Consider the following 24,569-nt stretch of genomic DNA (forward strand, 5'->3'; position numbering starts at 1 on the left):
GTCCAAAGTATGCCATTAATGAAATGACTAATCCTACCCGTGTTATTCCCACCACAGTTGTTATTTATAATGCCATGCTTCCGAGGCTTCCTGTTAAAACAGCTCAGCCTATTCCCAAGGGTCAGATTTTTGAAGCAATGGCCGCTATTAATCAGGTGGTTGTGGAAGCCCCGATTAAAACTGGGGATGTTGTTTTAAAAAATCTCCTTGGTCTCGGCATTGATGTTGTTTCCACCCGAACCATGAATAAATGCTAAAACGATGATTTCAAAAGTCACTGAAAAGAGGTTTTCTCTTCTCAGTGACTTATTTTTATTAATATTCAAGGATTTAAAGTTCTTCCAGAAAGCGATATCCGACCCCAACCTCAGTTAAAATATAGTGTGGCTCTCCTGGATTTTTTTCAAGTTTACGACGTATATTGGCCATGTTCACCCTTAGGGTTTGGTTTTCATTGGTATAAGGTCCCCAAATTTTTTTCATGATCGTATCATAGGTAACAACCTTTCCAGCATTTTGGGTGAGCAGCTCAATAATTTTATATTCAATAGGGGTAAAGTGCAAATGTTTTTCCCTTAAAGTCACCAGTCGTTTTTCATAGTCAATGGTAAGCTCTCCAGTGTGAAAGACTTCTTTCTCCTTACCCGTTTTCCCTACTGCCATCTTGTGATGACGAAGAGCCGTACGAATCCGTGCTAAAAGCTCGGAAGTGCCAAAAGGCTTTGTAATATAATCATCACAACCCAGATCAAGGGCCTCCACCTTTTCTCGTTCGTGTCCCCGGGCGGAAACCACAATCACAGGAACATCCGATGACCATTCACGAATTCTTTTAAGGACCTCAAGACCATCCATATCAGGTAACCCCAGATCTAATAACACCAGATCAGGACTTCGGGAAGTAAAAATGCTGAGCGCCTCTTTTCCTTTAGTCGCTTCTATAACATCATAGTCATTCACTTCCAATACGGTTGAGATAAAATGACGAATACCTTTTTCATCTTCTACCAGGAGAACTAATGGATTACTGGTCACGATTATTCATCTCCATTCAGTGGGAGGCGAACCACAAATAGGGCACCCCCATTTTTTTTATTTTCTGCTGTTATACTGCCGTTATGGGCTTTAACAATGGACTGGCAAATGGAAAGGCCAATGCCCATTCCTCGTTTAGAATCTGTTTTTTTTCCAGTGTCTATGGGGTATCCTTCAAAAATGGTTCCCAAAATAGAATCGGAAATTCCTGGTCCTTTGTCTGAAACCCCAATTGAAACCTCTTTTTCCAACTTTTTAACTTCAATTTTAATTCTTGGAGCTGCTCCTCCATATTTAACGGCGTTTTCCAACAAATTAATCAGTACCTGCTCAATGAGTGTGCCATCCATGGGTACAAAGACCACATCCTCTGGAACCTTCACAGTAATATCTACTCCTTCATAGCGTTTGCGAGTCATAGCTACAGCACCTGCCACAACTTCTTCCACGGCTTCCGAGGTTTTATTGAGATTCATTGAGCCATCCCCGATTCGAGTCACTGACAGAAGATTTTCCACCAATTGGATAATCCATTGGGAATCCTCTTTTATATCCTTCAATAATTTTTTCTGCTTTTCTTCATCGATTTTTCCGATGTTTTCAAGTAAAGCAGAACTGGCACCTAAAATCCCAGTAAGTGGCGTTCGCAAATCATGGGAGATAGCACGCAAGAAATTACTTCGCATTCGCTCTCGTTCCCGTTCAAAATTAATTTGACTTTGCTTATCCGACAATCGCTGACGTTCAATAGCCATCGCAACCTGGTTAATGATCATTTTTAAAAAGGATCGCCGTTTAGGTGAAAGTTCTTCTTCATGACAGCCAATGCCAATAACTCCTAAAACTGTTCCCTGGGATTTCACCGGAACATAGTAAGCTCCCGCACCTACGAGAGTGTCGGTTCCCTTTCCGGCAGGCTTTCCATTAAGGAAAACCCAGTATGCAACGGCCTCTTCATCTTTTGACATTAAATAAGTATCATCCTCATTATTAATTCCCTGTTTGAAAATACCATGAACACCATTTTGGGGTTTTTCAGTGTAAAAGATAACCGAGCGTTTAAAAATTTCCACTAAAAAGTCATTGGTTAAATTCACGATATTGAGAAGCCCCCGGGTTGCCAGAAGCCTTTGATTAATGGTATACAAAACCTCTGTCCGCTGTTCGCCTTCTACTGCAACCTTTGCCTGAATTTTAATGCCATTTGTTAAGGCGCTGGTAACTAAAGCGACAATGAGCATGATTATAAAGGTCATCGGATAGGACGGATCAATGGTATTAAACGTAAAAAAAGGCTCGACAAAAAGAAAATTAAAGGTGAGTACTGCTAATATTGAAGCACCAATACCATATAAATAACCCTTTGTAAACCGTGATACAACAAGCACGGAAAGGATATATAACATGATAACATTTCGCTCTCCAAAATCAAATCCTCGGATAGTCAGAGAAATAATGGTAGTCAGCACCAATACCCCTAACATGCCTAAGGTATCCAACCAGGAAAATTGAAGCGCTCCCTGCACACGTCGTCCAAAAAAGGATTTTGCCCGTCCGAAGGGTTTTACCCCAGGGCCCTGGGGAATAATGTGAATCTCCAGATCCGGAGAATAGTAGAGAATATGGTCCTCAAGACTTTCATGAAAGAGATTTTTCAAAAATCTGTCTCTTCCTGTCTTTCCGACCACGACATCGGTAATCCCGGAAATTCTGGCATATTCTGAAACCACCATGGCTATATTACCGCCCTTCATTGTAACGATTTCTGCCCCTAATTCCTCGGCCAGGTTCATATTATTTTGGAGGTTCTTTTCCTCTTCCGGAGTTAAAAATTCGCCGCGGTTGGATTTAACATACAATGCCACCCAATGGCAGTGAAAGGCCTCAGCCATTCGGGCGGTAGTACGTATACAGTGAGCTGATGATGGCGCCGGCCCGACGCAGACAAGTATCTTTGAAAAGGGCGGTCGGCTATTTTTCCCTAATGGCGCATCCCGGGTAATCCGATCGGCGGTGCGACGCATGGCGATTTCACGAAGGGCTGTCAAATTGCCATAGGTGAAAAACTTTTCCAGGGCTAAGCTGGCTTTTTGAGGTGTGTAAATCTTTCCTTCTTCAAAACGGCTCATTAATTCATCCGGATCAATATCCACGAGCATTACCTTATCCGCATTATCTAAAAAATAATCGGGAATCCGCTCCTGAACGGCTATCTTGGTAATCTCTCCTACCACATCGTTGAGACTTTCAATGTGCTGAACATTCACAGTCGTATAGACATCAATGCCGGCATTAATGAGTTCTTCAATGTCCTGATAGCGCTTTTTATTTCGAGAGCCCGGAGGATTGGTATGAGCCAATTCATCCACCAAAATAAGCTGGGGATGAACCTCCAAAGCCTTATCCAAATCAAAGTCCCAGAGTGTCATATTTTTATATTTAACCATTCGGGGCTTAATCATTGGAAGTCCTTCCATGAGTGCTATGGTTTCAGGCCGGGTATGGGGTTCAATATAGCCGACTAAAACATCAGTGCCACGCTTGTATTGAACCTGGGACTCCTCCAACATGGTATAAGTTTTCCCCACCCCAGCCGAGTAACCGAAAAATATCTTTAGCTTCCCTTTTTTGTTTAACGTTTCTTCTTCCTGATTTCTAAGATTTGCCAAAAGCATATCGGGATCGGGTCGTTGCTCCACATCCATTGAGAATTCCCCCTTCCTGGCGATGTTTTTTCATTTTTTTATCATACCACAAACACTTTCTAATTCAATGCATCCAGGCTAATATTTACCTTTAGTACATTCACAACCGGTTGTCCTAAAAATCCTAAAACTGGCAAAGTTGTATTTTCATCTATGATTTTTTGAATATCAACCACTGACCGATTTCTTTCCCGGGCAATCCGTTCTATCTGATACTGAGCGCCTGCCACCGAAATATCAGGGTCGACCCCGCTTCCTGAAACTGTCACTAAATCCATTGGGATCGACCTGGCGTTTCCAGGGTCTAATGCGTGCCAATCGCTAATACGTTGTTCGACTAATGCTTTTTGTTCTGAGCTCAACGCTGAAAGATTGGTGGGTCCACCAGACTCGGTGGTTGGTCTGCCAATCAGATATTGTGGTTCTGTAAACACCTGTCCTAAATACTCTGATCCATAAATCTGGGTTTTACCATTTTGTTCAATTTCGATAATGCTCCCATTGGCGCCATAGGGGAAAATGGCCTGGGCAATCCCTGTCATCAGAGCTGTATATAACACACCACAAATCACTGTAAATATAAGAAAACTGACTATGGCCGGTCTTATCATCTGGTTTATTTTTTCTTGTTTCATTTTTTCCACCTCACACAAAATTCAGTGCTGTTAACAGCATATCAATTAATTTAATGGCCACAAAAGGGGCAATTATTCCGCCTAAACCATAGATCAGAAGATTTCTGCTTAATAATTTACTGGCTGGAAGTTCCAAATATTTTACTCCCTTTAAAGCCAGGGGAATAAGTGCCAGAATGATCAGGGCATTATAAATAATGGCCGATAAAATGGCACTGGTGGTACTGGTGAGTCCCATTATATTCAAGGCAGTGAGTTCAGGGTAAATTCCAAAGAACAACACTGGAATAATGGCAAAATATTTTGCAACATCGTTGGCCACACTAAAGGTGGTTAGTGCCCCTCTTGTCATCAGCAGTTGTTTACCAATTTGAACAACCTCAATAAGTTTTGTCGGGCTGGAATCCAGATCCACCATATTCCCGGCTTCTTTGGCTGCCTGTGTGCCGGTATTCATGGCTACCGCCACATCCGCCTGGGCCAGAGCTGGTGCATCATTGGTGCCGTCTCCGGTCATTGCCACCAAGTGTCCCTTGGCCTGAAAATCCCGGATCAGGGTAAGTTTTGCTTCCGGGGTTGCTTCTGCCAAAAAATCATCCACTCCAGCTTCTGCGGCAATGGCTGCTGCGGTAATGGGATTATCCCCGGTGATCATAATGGTTTTAATTCCCATTTTTCTAAGGTCTTCAAATCGTGCTTTAACGCCGTTTTTAACAATATCCTTAAGATAAATCACCCCTAATACCCGGTAATTTTTTACAACCACCAAGGGGGTTCCTCCCTGAGCTCCTACCCAATTCACAATCTCTTCACATTCCTTTGGGTAATCAAATCCATTTTCGACGACATAGGTCTTCACGGATTCGGCTGCACCTTTACGAATCACCTTATCCCCATAGTCAATGCCACTCATTCGGGTTTTTGCTGAAAAATCAATGAAAGTGGGATTTAATTTTGACAAATCACGGCTTCGTATATTAAAGCGTTCCTTAGCCAAAATAACAATGCTTCGACCTTCCGGCGTTTCATCCGCCAGGGATGATAATTGTGCAGCATCTGCCAAATCTTTTTCGGTGATCCCTTCAATCGGTAAAAACTGGCTGGCCTGACGGTTACCTAAAGTGATGGTTCCTGTTTTATCTAATAAAAGAATATCCACATCTCCGGCGGCTTCAATGGCTCGGCCACTCATAGCCAACACATTGGCCTCATTCAAACGACTCATGCCGGCAATCCCAATAGAAGATAACAGTGCTCCAATGGTGGTTGGCGCCAGGCAAACTAACAAGGCGATGAGGGTGGTAATGGAAACCGCCTGTCCCTGACCGGATTGGGAGCTTGAAAAAGCTGAAAAAGGAAACAATGTTATGGTGATGGATAAAAAGATAATCGTAAGCGCCACCAATAAAATTTGAAGGGCAATTTCATTAGGTGTTTTTTTACGGGATGCCCCTTCCACCATGGCAATCATTTTATCTAAAAAACTTTCCCCAGCTTCGGCAGTGACCTTGACGATGAGCCAATCGGATACTAAACTGGTACCTCCGGTAACCGCACTGCGATCCCCACCGGATTCTCGAATTACCGGAGCCGATTCTCCGGTAATGGCACTTTCGTCTACACTGGCGGCCCCATCAATGACTTCGCCATCCATGGGAATCTGTTCATTGACCTTTACCAGAAAAACATCCCCTTTTTTCAGACAAAAAGCTTTTACTTCGGTAAAGGTTGAATCATAGTTTGGGGTTTCCAATTTCCTTGCCATGACATCCTTGCGAACACTCCTGAGGCTTTCTGCCTGGGCACGACCCCGCCCTTCTGCCAAAGCTTCGGCGAAGTTGGCAAAAATTGCAGTGAACCAGAGAATCAAAGCGATGATAAGAGTGTAAGCTGGCTGAGCATCGCCGATACCCACCAAAGATAAAGCAAATAACAAGGTGGTTAAAATCGCTCCCAGATAAACTACAAACATAACAGGGTTCTTCACCTGAACTGCCGGGGTCAGCTTCTTAACAGACTGACCCAGGGCATCCAGTAACACTTTTTTACTAATAATATTATTCATTTCTTCTACCTTCTTAACTAAGTGTCGTAAAATAATCAGCAACAGGTCCAAGGGCCAAAGATGGTAAAAAGCTTAAAGCACCAATCAGTAAAATCACTGCAATAACAAGTCCTATAAACATTGCCCCTGATGTTCTTAGGGTTCCATCGCTGGATGGAATGGATTTTTTACCGGCAAGGCTGTCAGCTAAATAAACCACCGCCACCATGGGAATAAAACGCGAACAAATCATGATGATTCCCATTGTAACGTTGTTAAATGGAATATTGGCAGTATAACCTCCAAAGGCACTGCCGTTGTTGGCACCTGCAGACGTGAAAGCATACAATATCTCAGAAAATCCATGGGCACCACTATTTGTCAGCCAGGTTTGCACCTGGGGCATCATGGTTGCCAGAGCTGTTCCAAAAAGAATGGTCAACACTGGCACGAGAACAATGATCGATGTCATTTTCATATCAAAGGGCTCGATTTTCTTTCCCAGGTATTCCGGTGTTCGTCCAACCATGAGGCCGGCAATGAAGATGGCTAAAATAGCAAAGGCCAACATGGCATAAAGCCCGGAACCAACCCCTCCAAAAACAATTTCCCCTAATTGCATGAGAAAAATCAGGGTCATTCCTCCCAATGGGGTAAAGCTGTCATGCATGGCATTCACTGAGCCGTTGGATGCGGCAGTGGTGGCCACTCCCCATAGTGCAGAGCTCCCAACCCCAAAACCTGATTCCTTCCCTTCCATACTACCGCCATTAACAACTCCCTGAAATTGTGGTCCCAGGTTCATTTCGCTATAGGTCGTTGCTGCTAAAGCGATTACAAAAAGAATAAGCATAATCGTCAGAATTGCCCGACCCTGTTTAGCATCCTTAACGGCTTTTCCAAAGGTAAAGCACAAAGCTGCCGGTATCAGGATAATAGCAACCGTTTGAACGAAATTTGAAATCACCGTTGGGTTTTCTAGAGGATAGGCCGAATTAACACCGAAAAATCCACCGCCATTTGTTCCCAATTGCTTAATGGCAATCTGGCTGGCTGCCGGCCCTAATGGTACCACATGGCTTGCGCCGCCTTGTAGTGCAATGGCCTCTACATAGCCTCCAAAGGTTTGAACAACCCCCTGAGAAATTAAAATCAGAGCCATAATAATTGACAAGGGCAACAGCACATATAAAATAATACGGACAAGATCACACCAGAAATTTCCAATATTTTTTTTCTTGACAAAGACAAAGCCGCGAATCAGAGCAAATAAAACCGCAATCCCTGTGGCTGCTGAAACAAAATTTTGTACCGTCAATCCCAAACTTTGGGATAAGTAGGACAAACTTGTTTCGCCGCTATAGGCCTGCCAGTTGGTATTGGTTACAAAACTGGCTGCCGTGTTAAAGGCTAAATCCCAGCTTAGTCCCGGCAACCCCTGTGGGTTCAAAGGTAAAAATCCCTGACCCATCAGCAGCAGAAATAAAAACACAAAACCGGTAAGGCTAAATAACAGTGCCGACAGTGCGTATTCCTTCCCGCCCATTGTATGGGTTTCTTCAATGCCCAACCCTTTGTATATTACATTTTCCACTGGTCTTAAAAAACCCAGACCTCTGACTTTTCCGGTTTCCATGATTCTGTAGATATACAGACCCAATGGCCAGGCCAGAAGCAGTACCACTAAAAAAAAGAAACTATCTTGAATTATTACCATGTTCATAAATTTTCACCTCTGAATAAAACATAAAAAAGATAACCCAATAAACTCATCCCAATAATTCCTGATATTATTATTACTAATCCCATAATTTTATCTCACTCCTTCCAATAGTTAGTATTATACCCTCAAGTTTGTAAATTAGTTGTTTGAATATTGACAATTTCCATAAAGAATGTGTTAAGAAAACTTTTACATAAAAAGCAACAATAACTTCCGCTACACAATCACAAGTTGATTTTTATGGGAATTAATCTATTTCATCTGCTAATATAGCCCTGAAAATTATTAATTTTCAAGTAAGTGTGTTATAATTAAGGTGAGTGCATATTGAACTTTCTTTATTTTTACTCACTTTTTAAAAAAATATTCGGTTAATAAGTCTGTCTTATAAAGCAATTGTTCCTGTACACATCGGAAGGAGTGTTTTATTTTTTATTATGGAAGAAAAAGCTTTAATCTACTGCGAGGGTCATTTTGGTGATGCAGATGGAAAGACTGCAAATGGTTTAATCCGTCGGTCCCAAAAATATCAGATCACCTGTATCATCGACAGTACAAAGGCTGGACTTGATTCGGGTGAAGTCCTTAACGGCATCAAAAACGACATCCCAATTTTTCAGGATTTAACTGAGGCCATTGAAAGTCTTAGAGAAGTGCCCAAATATTTTATTTACGGTATTGCACCAAAAGAGGCCTTCTTATCTACTAATCAAAGAAAAGTTCTTCTTAAGGCAATGTTCTTAGGGATGGACGTGGTTAATGGTCTTCATGACTTTATTTCTGATGATAATGAGTTTGTCCAAAATGCTCAGAAATGCGGAGTAAAGCTCTATGATATCCGGAAACCTTTGGCGAATCGATATCTTAATCTTTATTCCGGGAATATTATGAACGTCAAAACCCCTAAAATTGCTATTCTTGGCACTGACTGTGCCATTGGTAAACGCACCACTGCCATGCTATTGGTTAAAACCCTAAAAGACCGGGGACTCCGTGCTTCCTTTATCGGCACCGGGCAGACATCAATTATCCAGGGCGAAAAATACGGCATTGCTTTAGACGCCATCCCCTCTGAATTTATGACCGGGGAGGTGGAGAATGCTATTATAGAGGCTAATCTCCATGAAAAACCAGATGTTATCATTATCGAAGGGCAAAGTGCCCTAAGTCATCAGGCCTTTATCAGCACCGCCGCAATCATCCGTGGTGGGCATCCTGATGCCATCATCGTCCAGCACCCGCCTAAAAGAAAAACACGGGTCGATTTTCCCTATCTTAAAATGCCTACTCTAAAAAGCGAAATTCAGCTTCTTGAAACTTTTTCACATTCAAAGGTTATTGCCATCACCATCAATCATGAGAACATGAATACTGAAGAGCTGAAAAGAACCACAAAAGATTACGAAGATCTTTTTCATCTGCCGACAACTGATGCCCTTGCTTACGGTTGCAATAAACTCGTAAAGGCACTTTTTAAAGCCTTTCCTGATTTAAAAGAAAAATCGCAAATCATTAACTAGTTTGTATCATTATAAAGGGCACAAAAGCGGCAATTTAATTGCCGCTTTTGTACCCTTTTATTTTTTTATCGGGTTGCGTGGTAATAGGCATAGGTCATCGGTTCTTCTTTACTAAATTCGTCCCCATCAACAATCTTACCAATAAACATATAATGGGTTCCCAGGTCAATGACTTGTTCAACTTCACATCCAATGAAACAAATGGCTTGCGATAATCCGGGACAACCTGTTTTTTTACCGGTAACGTAATCCATGGTTTTGAATTTATCAACGTCTCGTCCACTTTGATATCCAAAGTGTTTCACAAGATCATGGTTATTTTTTCCAAGAACAGACACCCCAAAAAACCCTGATTCTCTGACGTATTCCGATGTTAGAGTCCCTTTACCCAAACAAACACTTCCTCTTAAAGGTCTGTCTGAAACCTGAATAAACGTGTTCGATGTCATGGCATTTAGTTTTTCACCGTTTTTGGATGAAATAATGTAAAGACCATAGCTCACGTTAAATAATAATTTCTGAATAGCATCTTTTTCTTCTGCAGGCAAATCCCCTGGAATTTCTTCCTGCAGCACAAATTTGTCAGGTCCCACACCGCATATCGGGCATTTTTCCGGAGGTGTGTCCCCTTCATGTACGTAATTACAAACAGTACAACGCCACTTTTTTGGTGCCGCAACTTCCGTTTCTTCGATAAGCACAAATTTGTCAGGTTCCACACCGCATATTGGGCATTTTTCAGGAGGCGTATCCCCTTCATGTATATAATTACAAACTGTACAACGCCATTTTTTCATTCTATTCACCACTTTCTAAGAATCAATTGATTCATTTTGATTTCATTTTAATTCATAATATTTTTCAAGTCAATTCAAAATGAACTATTAATGTTCATTATATACCCCTTTTATTCTTTTATATAGTTTTTCAACCTTTTTTAATTGAAAAAAAGATTGTTCATGCTATAATGAAAAAATCGTATTATAAATGAGGTGAATAAATGAATACTCCCATTTTGGTTTTAAAAAAAAAACTTTCTATGGCCAATGGTTTCGAACCAGCAACGCTTGTTTTAAAAAATGCCAATATTGTTAATGTTTTTACGGAAGAAATCATTATTGGGGATGTTGCCCTTTCCGGCACTACCATCGTTGGCACTGGTGACTATCAGGGAATTACTGAAGTGGATTGCACTGGAAAATTCATTACTCCGGGATTTATCGATGCTCATATGCATATTGAGTCGAGCATGGTGACCCCACTGGAATTAGCAAAAGCGGTTCTGCCCTCTGGTACAACAACCCTTATTGCGGATCCCCATGAGCTGGTTAACGTGGCCGGGAAAAACGGCTTAGACTATGTTGTGGAGTCCACCGAACATCTTCCTCTTAATGTTTATATCATGCTGCCTTCGTCGGTTCCCGCCACTGATTTTGAAACCAACGGTGCCGGACAATTTACCGCCCGGGACATGATCCCTTATCTGAATCATCCCAGAATTCTTGGCCTTGGGGAAATGATGTCCTTTCTAAATGTTATCAAAGGCGATGCTTTTATTCTTGAAAAGCTTTCTCTTTGCCAGGATAAAATCTGTGATGGACACGCTCCCGGGCTTACCGGAAAGCCACTCCAGGCTTATGCTCTTGCCGGTGTGGAAACGGACCACGAATCCACCAGCTTTGATGAAGTCCTTGAAAAACTCAGAACCGGTTTTAAAATTCTTATCCGCGAAGGCTCTGCCGCTAAAAACCTTGACGCCATTGTTACCGGCTTGTTAAAACAGAAACTTCCTCTGGATCACTGTCTTTTTTGCACTGACGACAAACATCTTGAAGATATCCATCGGGACGGCCATATTCGGTGGAACATCGAAAAAGCCATTGATTTAGGGCTTGACCCTATTAAGGCCATTAAAATAGCAACTATCCAAGCTGCCCAGGCCTACGGCTTAAAAAGACTGGGGGCCATTGCGCCGGGATACCGTGCCGATTTAGTGATACTCAGTGACTTGAAATCCATGACGGTTGACGCTGTTTATAAGGATGGCAAGCCCATTGACCAATTGCTCAAAGAAACCCCTGCCTATGACACATTAGACCCCAGGCTCCTGAATTCAGTTCATGTTAAAAATCTTTCTCCTGAAAAGCTAAACTTTCCAGTGAAGCAAAAAGATCATATCATTGGAATTATTCCTTTTCAAATTAATACTGACCATTTAATTGAGGCACTTCCCCAGGAGAATGGGTACTTTATGCCTGATGATACCTATGCCAAACTTTGCGTTATTGAAAGACATCAGAATACCGGAAACGTCGGGATTGCTCCTATTAAAGGGTTTGGCATAAAAAATGGGGCTATTGCCACTACCGTAGCCCACGATTCCCATAATATTATCGTGGTGGGCAGTAACGATCAAGATATTTTAGCTGCAGTGGATCATTTGGAAAAAATTCAGGGTGGTTATGTCATCGTTTCCAATGGAAGCGTTCTTGGGGATGTTCCCCTAGCCCTGGCTGGCCTCATAAGTTTGGAATCTGGTGATATTGTTCAGAAAAAATTATCCACACTCATTACGCTGGCTCGAGAACTCGGGGTTCCAATCGGGGTTGATCCATTTATTACCTTGTCTTTTATGGCATTGCCGGTAATCCCACGGCTTCGTCTCACTGACCTGGGGTTGTTTGATGTGGATGCTTTTAACTTTGTTGAAACTGAAGGCTGATCCTCTAGTATTGTTCCCCTGTTTTCAGAAAAGACATGTGACAGGGGAAGCCATATAAAAAATTTCAAATTCGCGAGGATAGCACCACTTTATCATATTAAACTATTAGATATCTATCCTAAAACTTTTCTGGCAATAGTCGCACCTTCCCGGGCATCCTTGCCGTAAAAATCCGCACCAATCGTATTGGCATAATCAGAATTCAGTACTGCCCCGCCAACCATTACTGTGGTGTTTGGTGCCCGCTCCCTGATTTCTTTAATTATTTTTTCCATGTTTCTCACTGTGGTTGTCATTAAAGCACTGAGTCCCACCAAATGAATATTCTCCTGAGAAATAGCACTGATAATTGTTGTTGCTGTGACATCTTTCCCTAAATCAATAATCTCATAGCCATAATTCTCTAAAATAACTTTAAGGATATTCTTTCCAATATCGTGAACATCTCCTTCAACGGTGGCAAGAGCAATTTTGCCCTTTGTCACCTGGGCTTTTCCCGCTTTTTGCATGGTGTCTTTAATAACATCAAAGGCTTTTTGGGCTGTTTCTGCTGCAAAAATCAAGTGAGGTAAAAAACATTCTCCGGTTTCAAAGGCTTCACCTACAGCGTCCAACCCCGGAATAATTTCGTTATTGACGATATCCAAAGGCTCCCGGGTTTTAATGAGCTCTTGAGTAACCAACCCTGCCTGATCACTGAGTCCTTCAATAATCATTTCCCGAAGACTTAAGGCTTCGTTGGATTCCCTTACACGCTCATCTTTTCGGCCACTTTCTTTATAGGCATTGGCATAACCAATACACTGTTGGTCCAACCCCCAAAGTGCCCGAAACGCACTGATGGTATCCATCATATCCTTGTCACTGGGATTCATAATAGGATTGGTCAATCCAGCTTCTAAAGCCAGACCTAAAAAGGTGCGATTCAAGAGTTCACGGTTTGGCAGACCAAAGGAAATATTCGAAACCCCTAATGCGGTAGGTATGCCTAATTGATCTCGAACCATTTTGAGGGCCTTTAAGGTTTCTCGGACTTCGGCCTGTTGGGCAGATGCGGTCAGAGTCAAACAATCGATGATGATGTTTTTTTTGCTTATTCCATGAGCTTTGGCCCCTTCAACAATTTTATCTGCAATGTGAAAACGATCCTCAGCTTTCCCGGGAATTCCGGTTTCGTCCATGGTCAGGCCTAAAACAAGGGCTCCATATTTTTTTGCAATGGGAAAAATCGCTGCCATGGACTTTTTCTTGCCATTGACTGAATTAATCACGGCTTTTCCGGGATAGCTTCGTAAAACCGCTTCAATCACTTCAGGATTTGAAGAGTCTATCTGAAGTGGACAATCGACCAAACGACTCACGGTTTCCACCGCTTTTTTCATCATGTCCATTTCATCAATATCCGGCAACCCGAGATTAATATCTAAAATATGTGCCCCCTCCTTCTTCTGATCCATGGCCAATTGGGAAACAACTGATACTTCCCCCCGACGCAGTGATTCTTTGAGGACTTTATTGGTGGTGGGATTAATGCACTCGCCGATAATGTTAATATCATTGCCGAGAATCACTGTTTTTGTCCCTGAAGCCAAGGCTGTATAGCCTTTATCTTCTTGTGGATGAACCGGTAAGCATTGGGTTGCATGAATAAGGCTTCTGATGTAACTTGGCGTTGTGCCACAGCAACCGCCTAAAATCATTCCCCCCATTTCAGCGATTTCCACCATATACTGGGTGAATTCTTTCTCACTGATATCATAAACCGTTTTATCATCGGCCATATGGGGAAGTCCTGCATTTGGCTCTATCATAATGGGAACACTGGCATAACGGAGCAACTCTTTTATAATAGGCAGCATACTGTCCGGGCCGGTAGAGCAATTGATTCCAATGGCATCCACACCAAGTCCTTCAAGAATGGTCACCACGGTTAAAGCATCCGACCCTGTCATAGTCCGGTTATTTTCTTCATAGGTCATGGAGACAATAACCGGCAATTCAGAAACTTCTTTTGCCGCAATGAGTGCTGCCCTGGCTTCGCAAATATCAGTCATGGTTTCAATGACAATGAGATCCGCTCCTGCTTTGTCTCCAGCATCAATGATTTCTTTGAAATACTCTACTGCTTCATTAAAGGACATTTCACCAAGGGCACCAATAAGTGTCCCCAGGGGTCCTACATCCAAAGCTACATAATCCGGTTGCAGCGATTTTGCATTTTTTACTCCAGCTGATACCAATTGCTCCACTGTATAGTCGCTGTCTTTAAGTTTATATCCATTCACCCCAAAGGTATTGGTTATTATGATATTTGCCCCTGCATCAATGTACAACTGGTGAATCTCTTTAATCAGTTCAGGATGTGTAACATTTATGGTTTCAGGTATGGGTCCAATCGTGCCTATCCTATCCTGAATCAAGCTTCCCATGGCTCCGTCTAAATATAGCCGCTTCTTTTTAAGTATTTCTAGTATATTCAATGGTTTGTTCTCCTTTATTAAAATATCACTCATTTAGTTCGTAGCTTTCGCTCAAATAATAAAAACCTCGTCGTTTGACGAGGTTAATGATTTACATTAAATCCCATCATTGCGAAAAAATTTCGCAGGTATTGGCACCATGCTTTCGCTGGTTGCCGGGTTTCATAGGGCCTTGTCCCTCCACCTCTCTGGATAGGTAAATATTCAATTGCTTTTATTAATGGTACACTTCAACTTTTTCTTTGTCAAGTACTAAATTTTTCCTAAATGCGCTATTGATTTCTAATCTGTCATTAACTCAGCTCAATCTTGCCCCAGGCACCCAGTTTATCCTCAATAATAATAACGGCTCCCAGAATTCCTGGGATTGTTTTAATCCAATTTAATCCCTTGGCAACGTCGCCGGTTGTTTTAATCCGATTGCACAGAGCTGTGGCTGCGGCATCGGCCAGTGGTATATCTTCACTGAGCACTGTGACAGTGTCTGCCTTTCCAAAGCTTAGGGAGTGGCCCATGATCCCTGAAGAGGTGCACACCCCTAAAGCATTTTTCCGGGGTTTAATTATCAAACCGATGTCTGAAAATTCGGGGTTCCCGGTATATAGGGCAACCCGTCGATTTTTTTGGGTTTTAATCAGTAGATCTCCACCATTTTCGACAATGATTTCTTTTGATGTAGTTGCCAGTATTTCCCCTATGTATTTGGATATCGCCCCGGCAACTGCTGCCATTGGACCCACACCGGTTATAATTCCGGCCGCCAACATGTCTCGGACAATGGGTGCTGCACTGTTATCCATGGCAAGAGGTGCCAACGCCCTGATAAAATCCGGATGGGTCTTGTTATACCCAACAATGGATTGCCGCAATTGTTGAACGTTTTTAAGAACAACCTGGGGAAGTGTGGGGTTCATCGCCAAACGATTAACCCCTAAAAAAAGGTCGGTTTCAAATTCGAGGACCTGGAAATATTCCAGATCCTCGGCTTTCATACGGTTACGATAAGAACGTTCCTCATATTTCATTTTTTATATGAGAGCATGGATAGCCCGGGTCGGACAGGCTTTCACACAAAGCATACACTCAAGGCATTTATCCTTATGGTGAACCAACTTCCAATTTTCGTCCATTTCCAGGGCGTTGACCGTACAAACAGCGGTACAAGCCCCACAATCAACACATTCCTCTTCGTCCACATCGACGCCTGACAGAATATCCTGAACGCCAATCCGGTTTTGCCGCAGAAAGATAATGCCGGCATTAATATCGGCTTCTTCACCCATGATTTCCAACAAAAGTGTGCCTTTAATATTATCATCAATACTGGCTTTTAGGATATTAAAATCCAGATTGTAGGTTTTAATGAGCTCCATGGCCATCGGTTTTCCGGCGACCCCCTGGGGGAATGACAACAATATCTTTTTTATCATTATCGCAGCCCTCCTTCATTAATTTCCAGACCTTTGAGTGCGGTTCCCATAGGAAAACTTAAAATGGGTTCCTGGAGATAGAATTCACCTTTATTTATCCAATAATTGAGCTCAGCTGCGATTTCTCTGGCCATTTTCAAACTGGAAAGCGGGGAAGTTTTAATGACTTTTCCATTAATATCCACTGAGCCGCTGCGCAGCTCGGCATAACTGACCTTTTTCAGACTTGGTTTGGCTTTCCTCTGGACACTGTAATCAATGACATTGGTATACAGATCCTTATTTTCAACCGAGACAAAAGCCATCATTTCTTCATTCAGAATTGGAATAGGTATTCCAACGCCCACAAACATAGAGGTTCCATATTTTTCATAAACAGCACCCCGAATATATTTAGGATTCATTTCCTTCATATTTCCGATCAGTGCCAAGGTCGCCCCTGGTGTGGTTGGGTATCCCTTATCATCTCTGGGACATGCTGTATTAAATTGAGTACCCATCCAGGAAACGTAGCCCTGGGCTCCTCCAATAAAAATCTTTGTACCCATGCCAATTGTTTTAAGCAATGGGTCATTCAGCAGTGGGCTTAATTCTCCGGAAGTGCTGTAAGTGATATTTCCCATATTCGGCTGTAAAATACCCATGTATGTATACAAACGTTGACTGGAAGTATTAATGGCAGCATTATAATTTTGATAAATATTTCGGGGGTTAAATAAATAGGCTTCATTCAGATCTTCCAGGGTTATCCAGGTATCGATGGATTTTCTGGGATAGCAATCGGTTCCCTGGGATTTAGCCACTAAGTGAACTTCTTTCCCGGCAATCAGATCATGGATTACATGGGCTCCACCATATTCCAAGCCCCTATCTTTGGATGGCTGGGTGGCCCCTAAATAAGTGTCCACTGCTGCCAAACCGCCATAGGCTTCGACATCATTCAAACTAATCTCTGCCATCCGAATAGGAGGATCAGAATGACCGAAATTGATAAAGGCTCCGGATGAACACATGGGACCAAAGGTGGATGTGGTAACCACATCCACATAGTCTGCGGCATCCTTGATTCCCCGAGCTTTAACAATATCAATGACTTCTTCTGCGGTTACAACAACAGCTTCGCCTCTGGCGATTTTTTCATTAATTTCCTGATAGGTTTTTGCCATTTTATCCTCCAAAATTAATTTTTTTTATTTCCTGATAGGGTTACCATGCCGTTTTTTTATACCATCGTGTTTAGATAGGCATTCATAAAGTTGTCCAAATCCCCATCCATCACACCCTGAACATTCCCTACTTCCACATTGGTTCGATGGTCTTTGACCATATTATAAGGATGGAATACATAGGACCTGATCTGACTTCCCCAGGCAATCTGACTGTGATCGCCTTTAATATCATCAATATGATCCATTTTTTCCTGTTCCATAATTTCTACCAGCTTGCCCTTGAGCATCGCCATGGCCACTTCTTTGTTTTGATGCTGGGAACGTTCATTCTGGCACTGAACCACAATGCCTGTGGCAAGATGGGTAAGACGCACTGCTGAATCGGTTTTATTGACATGCTGTCCACCGGCGCCACTGGCCCGATAGGTATCAACGCGTATATCTTCAGGGAGAATTTCTATTTCCACAGTATCATCTATTTCCGGCATGACGTCCAGTGATGCAAAAGAGGTATGTCGACGGCCTGAAGAATCAAAGGGTGAAATCCGGACCAGCCGATGAACCCCTCGCTCAGTTTTTAAATAACCATAAGCGTTAATCCCTTCAATCATCAGGGTCGCACTTTTTATCCCTGCCCCTTCTCCGGGTTGAAGGTCTAAAGTCTTGACTTTATATCCCTTTTTTTCAGCCCAGCGGGTGTACATTCGTAACAGCATTTCCGCCCAGTCCTGGGATTCCGTACCGCCGGCCCCTGGATGCAGAGCAATAATAGCATTATTACTGTCGTATTCCCCGGAAAGAAGGGTTTCAACTCGAAAAGAGTCAATTTTTTTATCAAGACTGTTAATGGATTCGGTAAATCCTTCCAGGATCTCACCTTCTTCAGCCAATTCAAACATCACTAAAATATCATCCAACTCTTCTGTAAGAGCATTGTAGTGATCAACTTTCAGCTTTGTTATTTTTAACTCTTTTAAGATAATCTGCGCCGATTTTTGGTCATTCCAAAAATCCGGAATTTCAGTCTTTTTTTCCAGGGCTTCTAATTCACTGGTCAATTTGGGTAGGTCAAAGTGAATCCCCCAATTCCTTTAACTTTGTTTCCATTTCATTGACAATTTGCTTTTCTTCATACAAATCGATCATTAAACGTTCACATCCTTTCAATTATGCTTCCTGTAGGCAATTGCTAAATTCATAGACACAAGTGTAAATTGCTTGATGTCAGTTTTCATAAACAATTTTATAACGTATAGGCGAACAGTTCAACGAACTGTCCGACGTATAGTGGAAAAATTGTTTCATGTAAACAGACATCAAAGCTCACAGTACTTTCGCAATTACCTATTACTTCCTGGAACCGATTGGTTTTTTTATGCTCCGCAACATTTTTTATATTTTTTTCCACTGCCACAGGGACAAGGATCGTTTCGACCGGCCTTATTGTGGGGATCGGCTGGACCGGCTGGTTTTCCTTGAATTTCATTTTCATTGGTTTTCATTTGATTGAAATCCACTTTTTCTTTGGCTTCTTCGCTTGGTGCCACTTGAATATTTAAGTTGAATAGGTATTTGACCGTATCCTCCTGTATTCTCAGAACCATATCGTCAAAGAGGTCAAATCCCTCTTTTGTATATTCTTTGACTGGATCATTTTGTCCATAAGCCCGTAGACCGATGCCTTGTTTTAGCTGATCCATATTATCAATGTGATCCATCCATGCACTGTCAACACTCCGAAGTAGAATGATGCCTTCAATGTTTTGGAGTTGTTCGAGTCCCAAACGTTCTTTTTTCTCTTCCAGAATCTTTCGGCATTCATCCAATACTGCGTCTACCAACATCTCACGACTTTCAGGTTTTTCCGGAAAGCTCAGTGTTTCCTTGGGAAGAACAGTGCTTTCCAAATGCTTTTTAAGACCTTCTAAATCCCAATTATCGTAGTAGTCTCCATCCCCGGTAAACATATTCACATAGGCTTCTGACAGAGTTTTGGTCATACTCCAGATTTCATTTTCCATATCTTTGCCATCAATCACCTGCTGTCGCTGCCCATAAATAAGCTCTCTCTGACGGTTCATAACATTGTCATATTGAAGGACATTTTTACGGATATCAAAGTTTCGTCCTTCAACGCGTTTTTGAGAATTCTCAATGCCTCTGGTCAGGATCTTGTTTTCAATGGGTGTTTCTTCATCCAGTCCAATACTCTCTATCAGGCCTTGAATTCTTTCCGAGCCGAAGACTCGCATGAGATCATCCTCTAAAGAAACAAAGAACTGAGATGAACCCGGATCTCCCTGACGACCGGAACGCCCTCTTAGCTGATTATCGATACGTCGACTTTCATGGCGTTCGGTTCCGAGAATATGTAATCCCCCGACTTCTACAACCCCTTCGCCTAAAACGATATCGGTACCACGTCCGGCCATATTGGTGGAAATGGTCACCGCATACTTTTGTCCTGCGTTGGCTACAATTTCGGCTTCTTTTTCAAGAAATTTTGCATTAAGTACATTGTGTTTAATGCCGGAACGCTTAAGGTAAATACTAAGTTCTTCCGATTTTTCGATTGAAATGGTCCCGATGAGAATCGGCTGGCCGGTTGCATTGCGACGCTTCACATCTTCGGTGACTGCACAAAATTTGCCTTTTTCACTTTTGTAAATAAGGTCATTCAGGTCCTTTCGAATTAAAGGACGATTGGTCGGAATGGTAATGACATTGAGATTATAAATGGTCTGGAATTCATCCTCTTCGGTTTTTGCTGTTCCAGTCATTCCGGATAGTTTATTAAACATCCTAAAATAATTTTGAAAAGTGACGGTAGCCAGCGTTTTTGACTCCCGATTGACTTTCACATTTTCCTTGGCCTCAATGGCCTGGTGTAAACCGTTAGAATAACGTCGACCGGGCATTAAACGACCTGTAAATTCATCAACGATTATGATTTCCCCATCTTTCACCACATAATCCCGATCCTTAAACATGAGAGTATTGGCATGAAGGGCCTGATTAATATGATGTGATATTTCCATGTTTTCCACATCTGCGAGATTTGTCAAACCGAAAAAGCGTTCAGCTCTAACAATGCCATCATCGGAGAGCATAACAGACTTAGCCTTTTCATCCTTAATATAATTTTCTTCTTTAAGGGTTTTAGCAAAACCATTGGCCAGGTCATAGAGCTTGGTACTTTTGTCTCCACTACCTGAAATAATAAGCGGTGTTCTGGCTTCATCAACTAAAACACTATCAACCTCATCGATGATGGCATAATTGAGTTCCCGTTGAACCTGCTGTATTTTAGTCGGCGCCATGTTATCCCGAAGATAATCGAATCCAAACTCGTTATTGGTTCCATAGGTGATGTCACAGGAATAAGCATCCTTCTTCTGATCAAAGGACAGTCCATGGACTACCAAACCAACATTTAATCCTAAAAATTCATGAAGCTGTCCCATCCACTGACTATCCCTCTTGGCAAGGTAGTCATTGACGGTGACAATATAAACACCCTTTCCATTAAGGGCATTCAGGTATGCCGGCAGGGTGGATACCAGGGTTTTCCCTTCCCCGGTTTTCATTTCTGCAATATTGCCTTCGTGCAGCGTCATTCCCCCTAATAATTGGACTGGAAAATGCTTCATGTTCAGGACTCTCGCTCCGGCTTCCCGCACGGTAGCAAATGCCTCAACCAATAAATCATCCAGGGTTTCTCCCTGAGCCAGTCGTTCTTGAAATATATGGGTTTGTCCCCGGAGTTCATCATCACTCATGGCTTCATACTGGCTATTAAGGGCCAATATCTGATCCACCTTTTTCTGCATGCGTTTTATTTCTTTTCTACTGCTATCAAATATCTGGTCTAAAAATCCCAAAACTTTCACTCCTTTATTGTTTGCTTTATTGGAAAGAATTCCAACATTCATTATAACATAACCTTTTATATGTTCCTTTAAAAAATTTAAAAGGGACTGTAATTTTTCATACAGTCCCTAAAAATTAATATTAAATTGCTTTTTAATTATTTTTTCTTACGCCAAAATGCAACGTCTTTTCCATCCAGCTTTAATTCAACTAATTCATATCCAGCTTTTTTTCGCTCTTCCAATGCTGAATCAAAGGTTTTTTGTTGTTCTTCATTCATATTCTCATTGGTCTTTTCTTTTTCTTCACTTGAACCGTCATAAAATCGCTCAAACTCAACTTCTGTGACTTCTTCAATTTCATTGAAAGGAATCGGATCTTCTTCTTTTTGCGATGCAGGGGTTATCAGACTTTCTGCTTGCTTATTGATGTCCCTGATGGTTTGTTTTCGTCGTTGTGCCTTACGTTTTTCATCTTCAAGATTGAGACGTTGCCAAACATTTAACATTTCGCCTTCAGAAAATTCTTCTTCCTCTCCTGATTGCTTTCTTAGAACCGTTTCCTGTTGATAATTGTCACCTCGTAATACAAAAGGTGTATCAAGTTCTGTTAATTTAAAGCTTTCTACAATTCTTAAATCAGATTCCGGTTCTGGTTTAGGTTCTTTTTTAGGTAAGGTCTCCCGCATTGATTCCTCAACCTTATTTAATTCTAATTCTCGAATTTGCAACATTAATCGTTCTTTTTCTACTGCTAATTTTTCTTCATAATATTTTTTAGTAAAGAACCCGGTATCCTCTCTATTGAGAATTTCTTCCATTTCCGAGGCTTCTAATCCCTTGCTTTCAGGCTCTTGAACAAAAGTTCCCACTTCCTGAATGTTTCCGATGACCTTGGTACTGCCATCATCAATGGTCTCAATGATCATGGTTTCTTCCGGTTCCTGTTTTTGAATAATGATTTCTTCGGTTTCAGTTCCGATTTGAGAAGAATCATGATCAACCGCTTCAGGAATAATCATGGTTTCGAGCTCTTCTTCTGAAATAACAGTGGTCATGCTTTCATCTCGTTCACCTCGAATTGGGCCGTCACCTGTTAAATCCTGGTAAAATTCTTTAGCCTCAGAACTGGATTCGCTTGCAAGGACATCATTTTGAATCGAAACACCTTCGATATTCTGGTTTTCGCTATCTCCAAAAATGCCTTCATCATCCGTATACGCCTTATGATCATTCATAATGGATGGTTTTTTGTTCATAACATACTGAATGAAACCAATAAGCCCAATAAGTGCTATCATGGTTCCTACGCTTACCCCGGCAACTGTTCCATACAGACTCATTACCGTTGATATAAAGGGAATCGGTATGGGCAGATTAATTCCTAAAAACCACAAAAGGGTATTGGGTTGGATTAGTGCAAAAATCGGACTTAATCCCTGGACGATTTGCTGTCCAAAATCTGCTGGAAGAGTATCGATAACCCCCTGGGAAACTGGCATGTGTCCACCATTGATAAAAGTAACCACAAAATTTGATGTGAAACCGATTGCCAGGAGAATAACCCAGAAATCATCAAGGTTAAAGACAAGCATGACCAGCACAAGAATATAACTCGCAAAATTTACAATCTCAAGGTAGGGTTCAATAACAGGAATCCCGCCTGTATAACTGTAGAAATGTAAAACAAGCTGTAATAACAGCCCTAAAATCCCCAGAGGTAATAACGAAATTTTTCGTAATTTGAAACCATGTAGGCTTCCTCTGCGAATTTTTCCAATTAAAAAACCTAAAATTATTGCAACCAGTACTAACATATTTGTTTCAACCCCACTACTTATTCATTTTTCTTTCTATTTTAACATTAGACGCACAGTCTGCTCAATAAAATAATATAAGCAAATTTTGTTACATACCTACGTCTATTTTAAAGCAAAAGAAAAGTTCTGTCAAAACTTTATACCCGAATTTAAAAATATTTTTTTAATTCTAAATAATATCATCAAAAAAACCCCTTAAAACTGTTTTTTAAGGGGTGTCCATAATTTATTCTATAACTTTCTTAAGAAAGTTTTAGAAAGTTGGTTCAATAAGACCGTAGTTTCCATCCTTACGCATGTAGACAACATTTACATCATCGGTATCCCCATTAAGGAAGACGAAAAAGTCATGTCCCAGTAATTCCATTTGAAGCGTGGCTTCATCAACATTCATTGGTTTTATTGCAAACTTTTTCGTTCGCACAACCTTTGGCTGTAATTCATCGGATTCATCAATATCTTCAATATCTTCCAAATTAAATTTGCTGGCTTCTTCAAGATTTCTTCTAAGTAATTTTGTTTTGTGTTTTCTGAGCTGGCCTTCAAGTTTATTAACAACATTTTCAATCGATGACACCATATCCTCAGACTTTTCCTCAGCTCTAAGAATCGTTTTTCCAACAGGAATAGTAACCTCTAACATTTGGAAGTTTTTTTCCTTACTGAATGTAGCGTAAATTTCTGTTTCCTGACCAAAGTAGCGATCAAATTTAGAAAACTTCTTTTTCAGTGTTTCTTTTAAACCTTCTGATACATGCATATTTTTTCCGTAAATTGTGAATTTCATAACAATAACTCCTTTCAAAAGGTTAATTTTACTCGTTTACAGAATATAGAGTCTACGAGTTGTACTACTATTATACCTAATTTAGTTCCCTTTAGTCAAAATTATTTTGTTAATTTGTTGTCACAAAAAAGCAACGAAAAAACTTACTCTCATAATCCTGATAAAAAGGTGGTTTTGTCTCAGTTGACCTGGTTTTTTCCCCCACACTCGCCAGCTGGAAGTTTAGCTCAGTGTTTGCATCACAACTCCTTCTCTCGGCGTTAACCGGCTGGGCTTACTTCTAAGACGCACCATGATCAACAATTCTCTATTAAATTGTCTTACGTGGATCGCTTCGCCTGCATCTGGCATCGACTTTCAACCACAAACCTGAGGCCGTCTCCATTATAAGATCAGTCCTATAAAAATGTCAAGATAAATTCAATAGTCCTATGAAACACTGTTCCACCAGACAAATAATATGCTATAATATGAATAAGAAATTTTTGGAGGTTTTATCGATGCTTTTGGGGTTTTTAGCAACACTCTCAGTTTTTATCTTTATTCTTAATATTTCCCTGAGTATTACCATTATTTTTTTGGAACGTAAAAGTCCCCAGAGCACCTACGCCTGGTTGCTTTTTTTATGGA

At 41.3% G+C, this 24,569-nt stretch carries 18 protein-coding genes and 1 riboswitch; of the genes, 3 read left to right on the forward strand and 15 right to left on the reverse strand.

The annotated features are described in order from the left end of the window. Window positions 1–257 (forward strand): DUF1667 domain-containing protein (locus VIK44_RS09715; protein ID WP_331553705.1); only part of this gene is annotated, 257 nt, incomplete at its 5' end. A 73-nt stretch (window positions 258–330) separates the two neighbouring features. On the opposite strand, the gene VIK44_RS09720 is transcribed toward VIK44_RS09715, so the two are convergent. The 6 genes from VIK44_RS09720 to VIK44_RS14250 are packed head-to-tail and all read right to left on the reverse strand — an operon-like array spanning window position 331 to window position 8,228. After that, the gene (locus tag VIK44_RS09720) at window positions 331–1,035 is read right to left on the reverse strand and encodes a response regulator transcription factor (protein WP_331553706.1); all 705 of its coding nucleotides are present in this window, start codon (window positions 1,033–1,035) and stop codon (window positions 331–333) included. A 2-nt stretch (window positions 1,036–1,037) separates the two neighbouring features. Further along, entirely contained in the window at window positions 1,038–3,740 is a 2,703-nt protein-coding gene (locus VIK44_RS09725; RefSeq protein ID WP_331553707.1) for a sensor histidine kinase KdpD, read from the reverse strand. 59 nt (window positions 3,741–3,799) lie between these two features. Further along, a complete protein-coding gene (gene kdpC / locus VIK44_RS09730) occupies window positions 3,800–4,375 on the reverse strand; it encodes a K(+)-transporting ATPase subunit C (protein WP_331553708.1) in 576 nt (191 codons plus the stop codon). Between the two features lie 10 nt (window positions 4,376–4,385). Then, a complete protein-coding gene (gene kdpB, locus VIK44_RS09735; protein ID WP_331553709.1) occupies window positions 4,386–6,440 on the reverse strand; it encodes a potassium-transporting ATPase subunit KdpB in 2,055 nt (684 codons plus the stop codon). A 13-nt stretch (window positions 6,441–6,453) separates the two neighbouring features. Then, window positions 6,454–8,142, reverse strand: coding sequence for a potassium-transporting ATPase subunit KdpA (kdpA, locus tag VIK44_RS09740; protein WP_331553710.1), 1,689 nt, complete (start codon window positions 8,140–8,142; stop codon window positions 6,454–6,456). Beyond that, on the reverse strand, window positions 8,139–8,228 hold the full coding sequence (locus tag VIK44_RS14250) for a potassium-transporting ATPase subunit F (RefSeq protein WP_414637073.1): 90 nt from the start codon (window positions 8,226–8,228) through the stop codon (window positions 8,139–8,141). Before VIK44_RS14250 ends, kdpA begins: the two co-directional genes overlap by 4 nt. 351 nt (window positions 8,229–8,579) lie before the next feature. Here VIK44_RS14250 and VIK44_RS09745 point away from each other — a divergent pair, with 351 nt between their 5' ends. After that, window positions 8,580–9,662, forward strand: coding sequence for a DUF1611 domain-containing protein (locus tag VIK44_RS09745; protein WP_331553711.1), 1,083 nt, complete (start codon window positions 8,580–8,582; stop codon window positions 9,660–9,662). Window positions 9,663–9,727: 65 nt separating this feature from the next. On the opposite strand, the gene VIK44_RS09750 is transcribed toward VIK44_RS09745, so the two are convergent. After that, on the reverse strand, window positions 9,728–10,459 hold the full coding sequence (locus tag VIK44_RS09750; RefSeq protein ID WP_331553712.1) for a flavin reductase: 732 nt from the start codon (window positions 10,457–10,459) through the stop codon (window positions 9,728–9,730). Between the two features lie 203 nt (window positions 10,460–10,662). Between VIK44_RS09750 and ade the strand changes: the two genes are divergently transcribed. Further along, window positions 10,663–12,384 carry an adenine deaminase gene (gene ade / locus VIK44_RS09755; protein WP_331553713.1) on the forward strand — a complete coding sequence of 574 codons (1,722 nt, stop codon included), beginning with the start codon at window positions 10,663–10,665 and terminating at the stop codon, window positions 12,382–12,384. Window positions 12,385–12,497: 113 nt separating this feature from the next. Here ade and VIK44_RS09760 read toward each other — a convergent pair whose 3' ends face one another. From VIK44_RS09760 to hpf, 8 genes are all read right to left on the reverse strand, one after another. Further along, the gene (locus tag VIK44_RS09760; RefSeq protein ID WP_331553714.1) at window positions 12,498–14,864 is read right to left on the reverse strand and encodes a homocysteine S-methyltransferase family protein; all 2,367 of its coding nucleotides are present in this window, start codon (window positions 14,862–14,864) and stop codon (window positions 12,498–12,500) included. Window positions 14,865–14,964: 100 nt separating this feature from the next. Continuing rightward, window positions 14,965–15,063, reverse strand: a riboswitch (SAM riboswitch). 94 nt (window positions 15,064–15,157) lie between these two features. After that, window positions 15,158–15,889, reverse strand: coding sequence for a UPF0280 family protein (locus VIK44_RS09765; RefSeq protein ID WP_331553715.1), 732 nt, complete (start codon window positions 15,887–15,889; stop codon window positions 15,158–15,160). 3 nt (window positions 15,890–15,892) lie between these two features. Continuing rightward, window positions 15,893–16,294 carry an NIL domain-containing protein gene (locus VIK44_RS09770; RefSeq protein ID WP_331553716.1) on the reverse strand — a complete coding sequence of 134 codons (402 nt, stop codon included), beginning with the start codon at window positions 16,292–16,294 and terminating at the stop codon, window positions 15,893–15,895. Further along, a complete protein-coding gene (locus tag VIK44_RS09775) occupies window positions 16,294–17,460 on the reverse strand; it encodes a homocysteine biosynthesis protein (protein ID WP_331553717.1) in 1,167 nt (388 codons plus the stop codon). The genes VIK44_RS09770 and VIK44_RS09775 overlap by 1 nt, the downstream gene beginning before the upstream one ends. Before the next feature lie 56 nt (window positions 17,461–17,516). Beyond that, window positions 17,517–18,609, reverse strand: a protein-coding gene (prfB, locus tag VIK44_RS09780; protein ID WP_331553721.1) for a peptide chain release factor 2 whose coding sequence is annotated in 2 segments (ribosomal slippage) — window positions 17,517–18,533 and window positions 18,535–18,609 — 1,092 coding nt in all. Because the reading frame shifts where the segments join, the coding sequence is not laid out codon by codon here. A 227-nt stretch (window positions 18,610–18,836) separates the two neighbouring features. After that, window positions 18,837–21,395: a preprotein translocase subunit SecA gene (gene secA / locus VIK44_RS09785; protein WP_331553718.1), complete on the reverse strand. Its 2,559-nt coding sequence runs from the start codon at window positions 21,393–21,395 to the stop codon at window positions 18,837–18,839. Window positions 21,396–21,490: 95 nt separating this feature from the next. Beyond that, window positions 21,491–23,149, reverse strand: a complete 1,659-nt coding sequence (locus VIK44_RS09790) for a DUF5317 family protein (RefSeq protein ID WP_331553719.1) — start codon at window positions 23,147–23,149, stop codon at window positions 21,491–21,493. 256 nt (window positions 23,150–23,405) lie between these two features. Beyond that, window positions 23,406–23,939 (reverse strand): ribosome hibernation-promoting factor, HPF/YfiA family, encoded by a 534-nt coding sequence (gene hpf / locus VIK44_RS09795; RefSeq protein WP_331553720.1) that lies wholly within the window; start codon window positions 23,937–23,939, stop codon window positions 23,406–23,408. Between the last annotated feature and the right edge of the window lie 630 nt (window positions 23,940–24,569).

Origin of the sequence: Acetobacterium sp., from assembly GCF_036508315.1 — a bacterium.
Lineage (GTDB): Bacteria > Bacillota > Clostridia > Eubacteriales > Eubacteriaceae > Acetobacterium.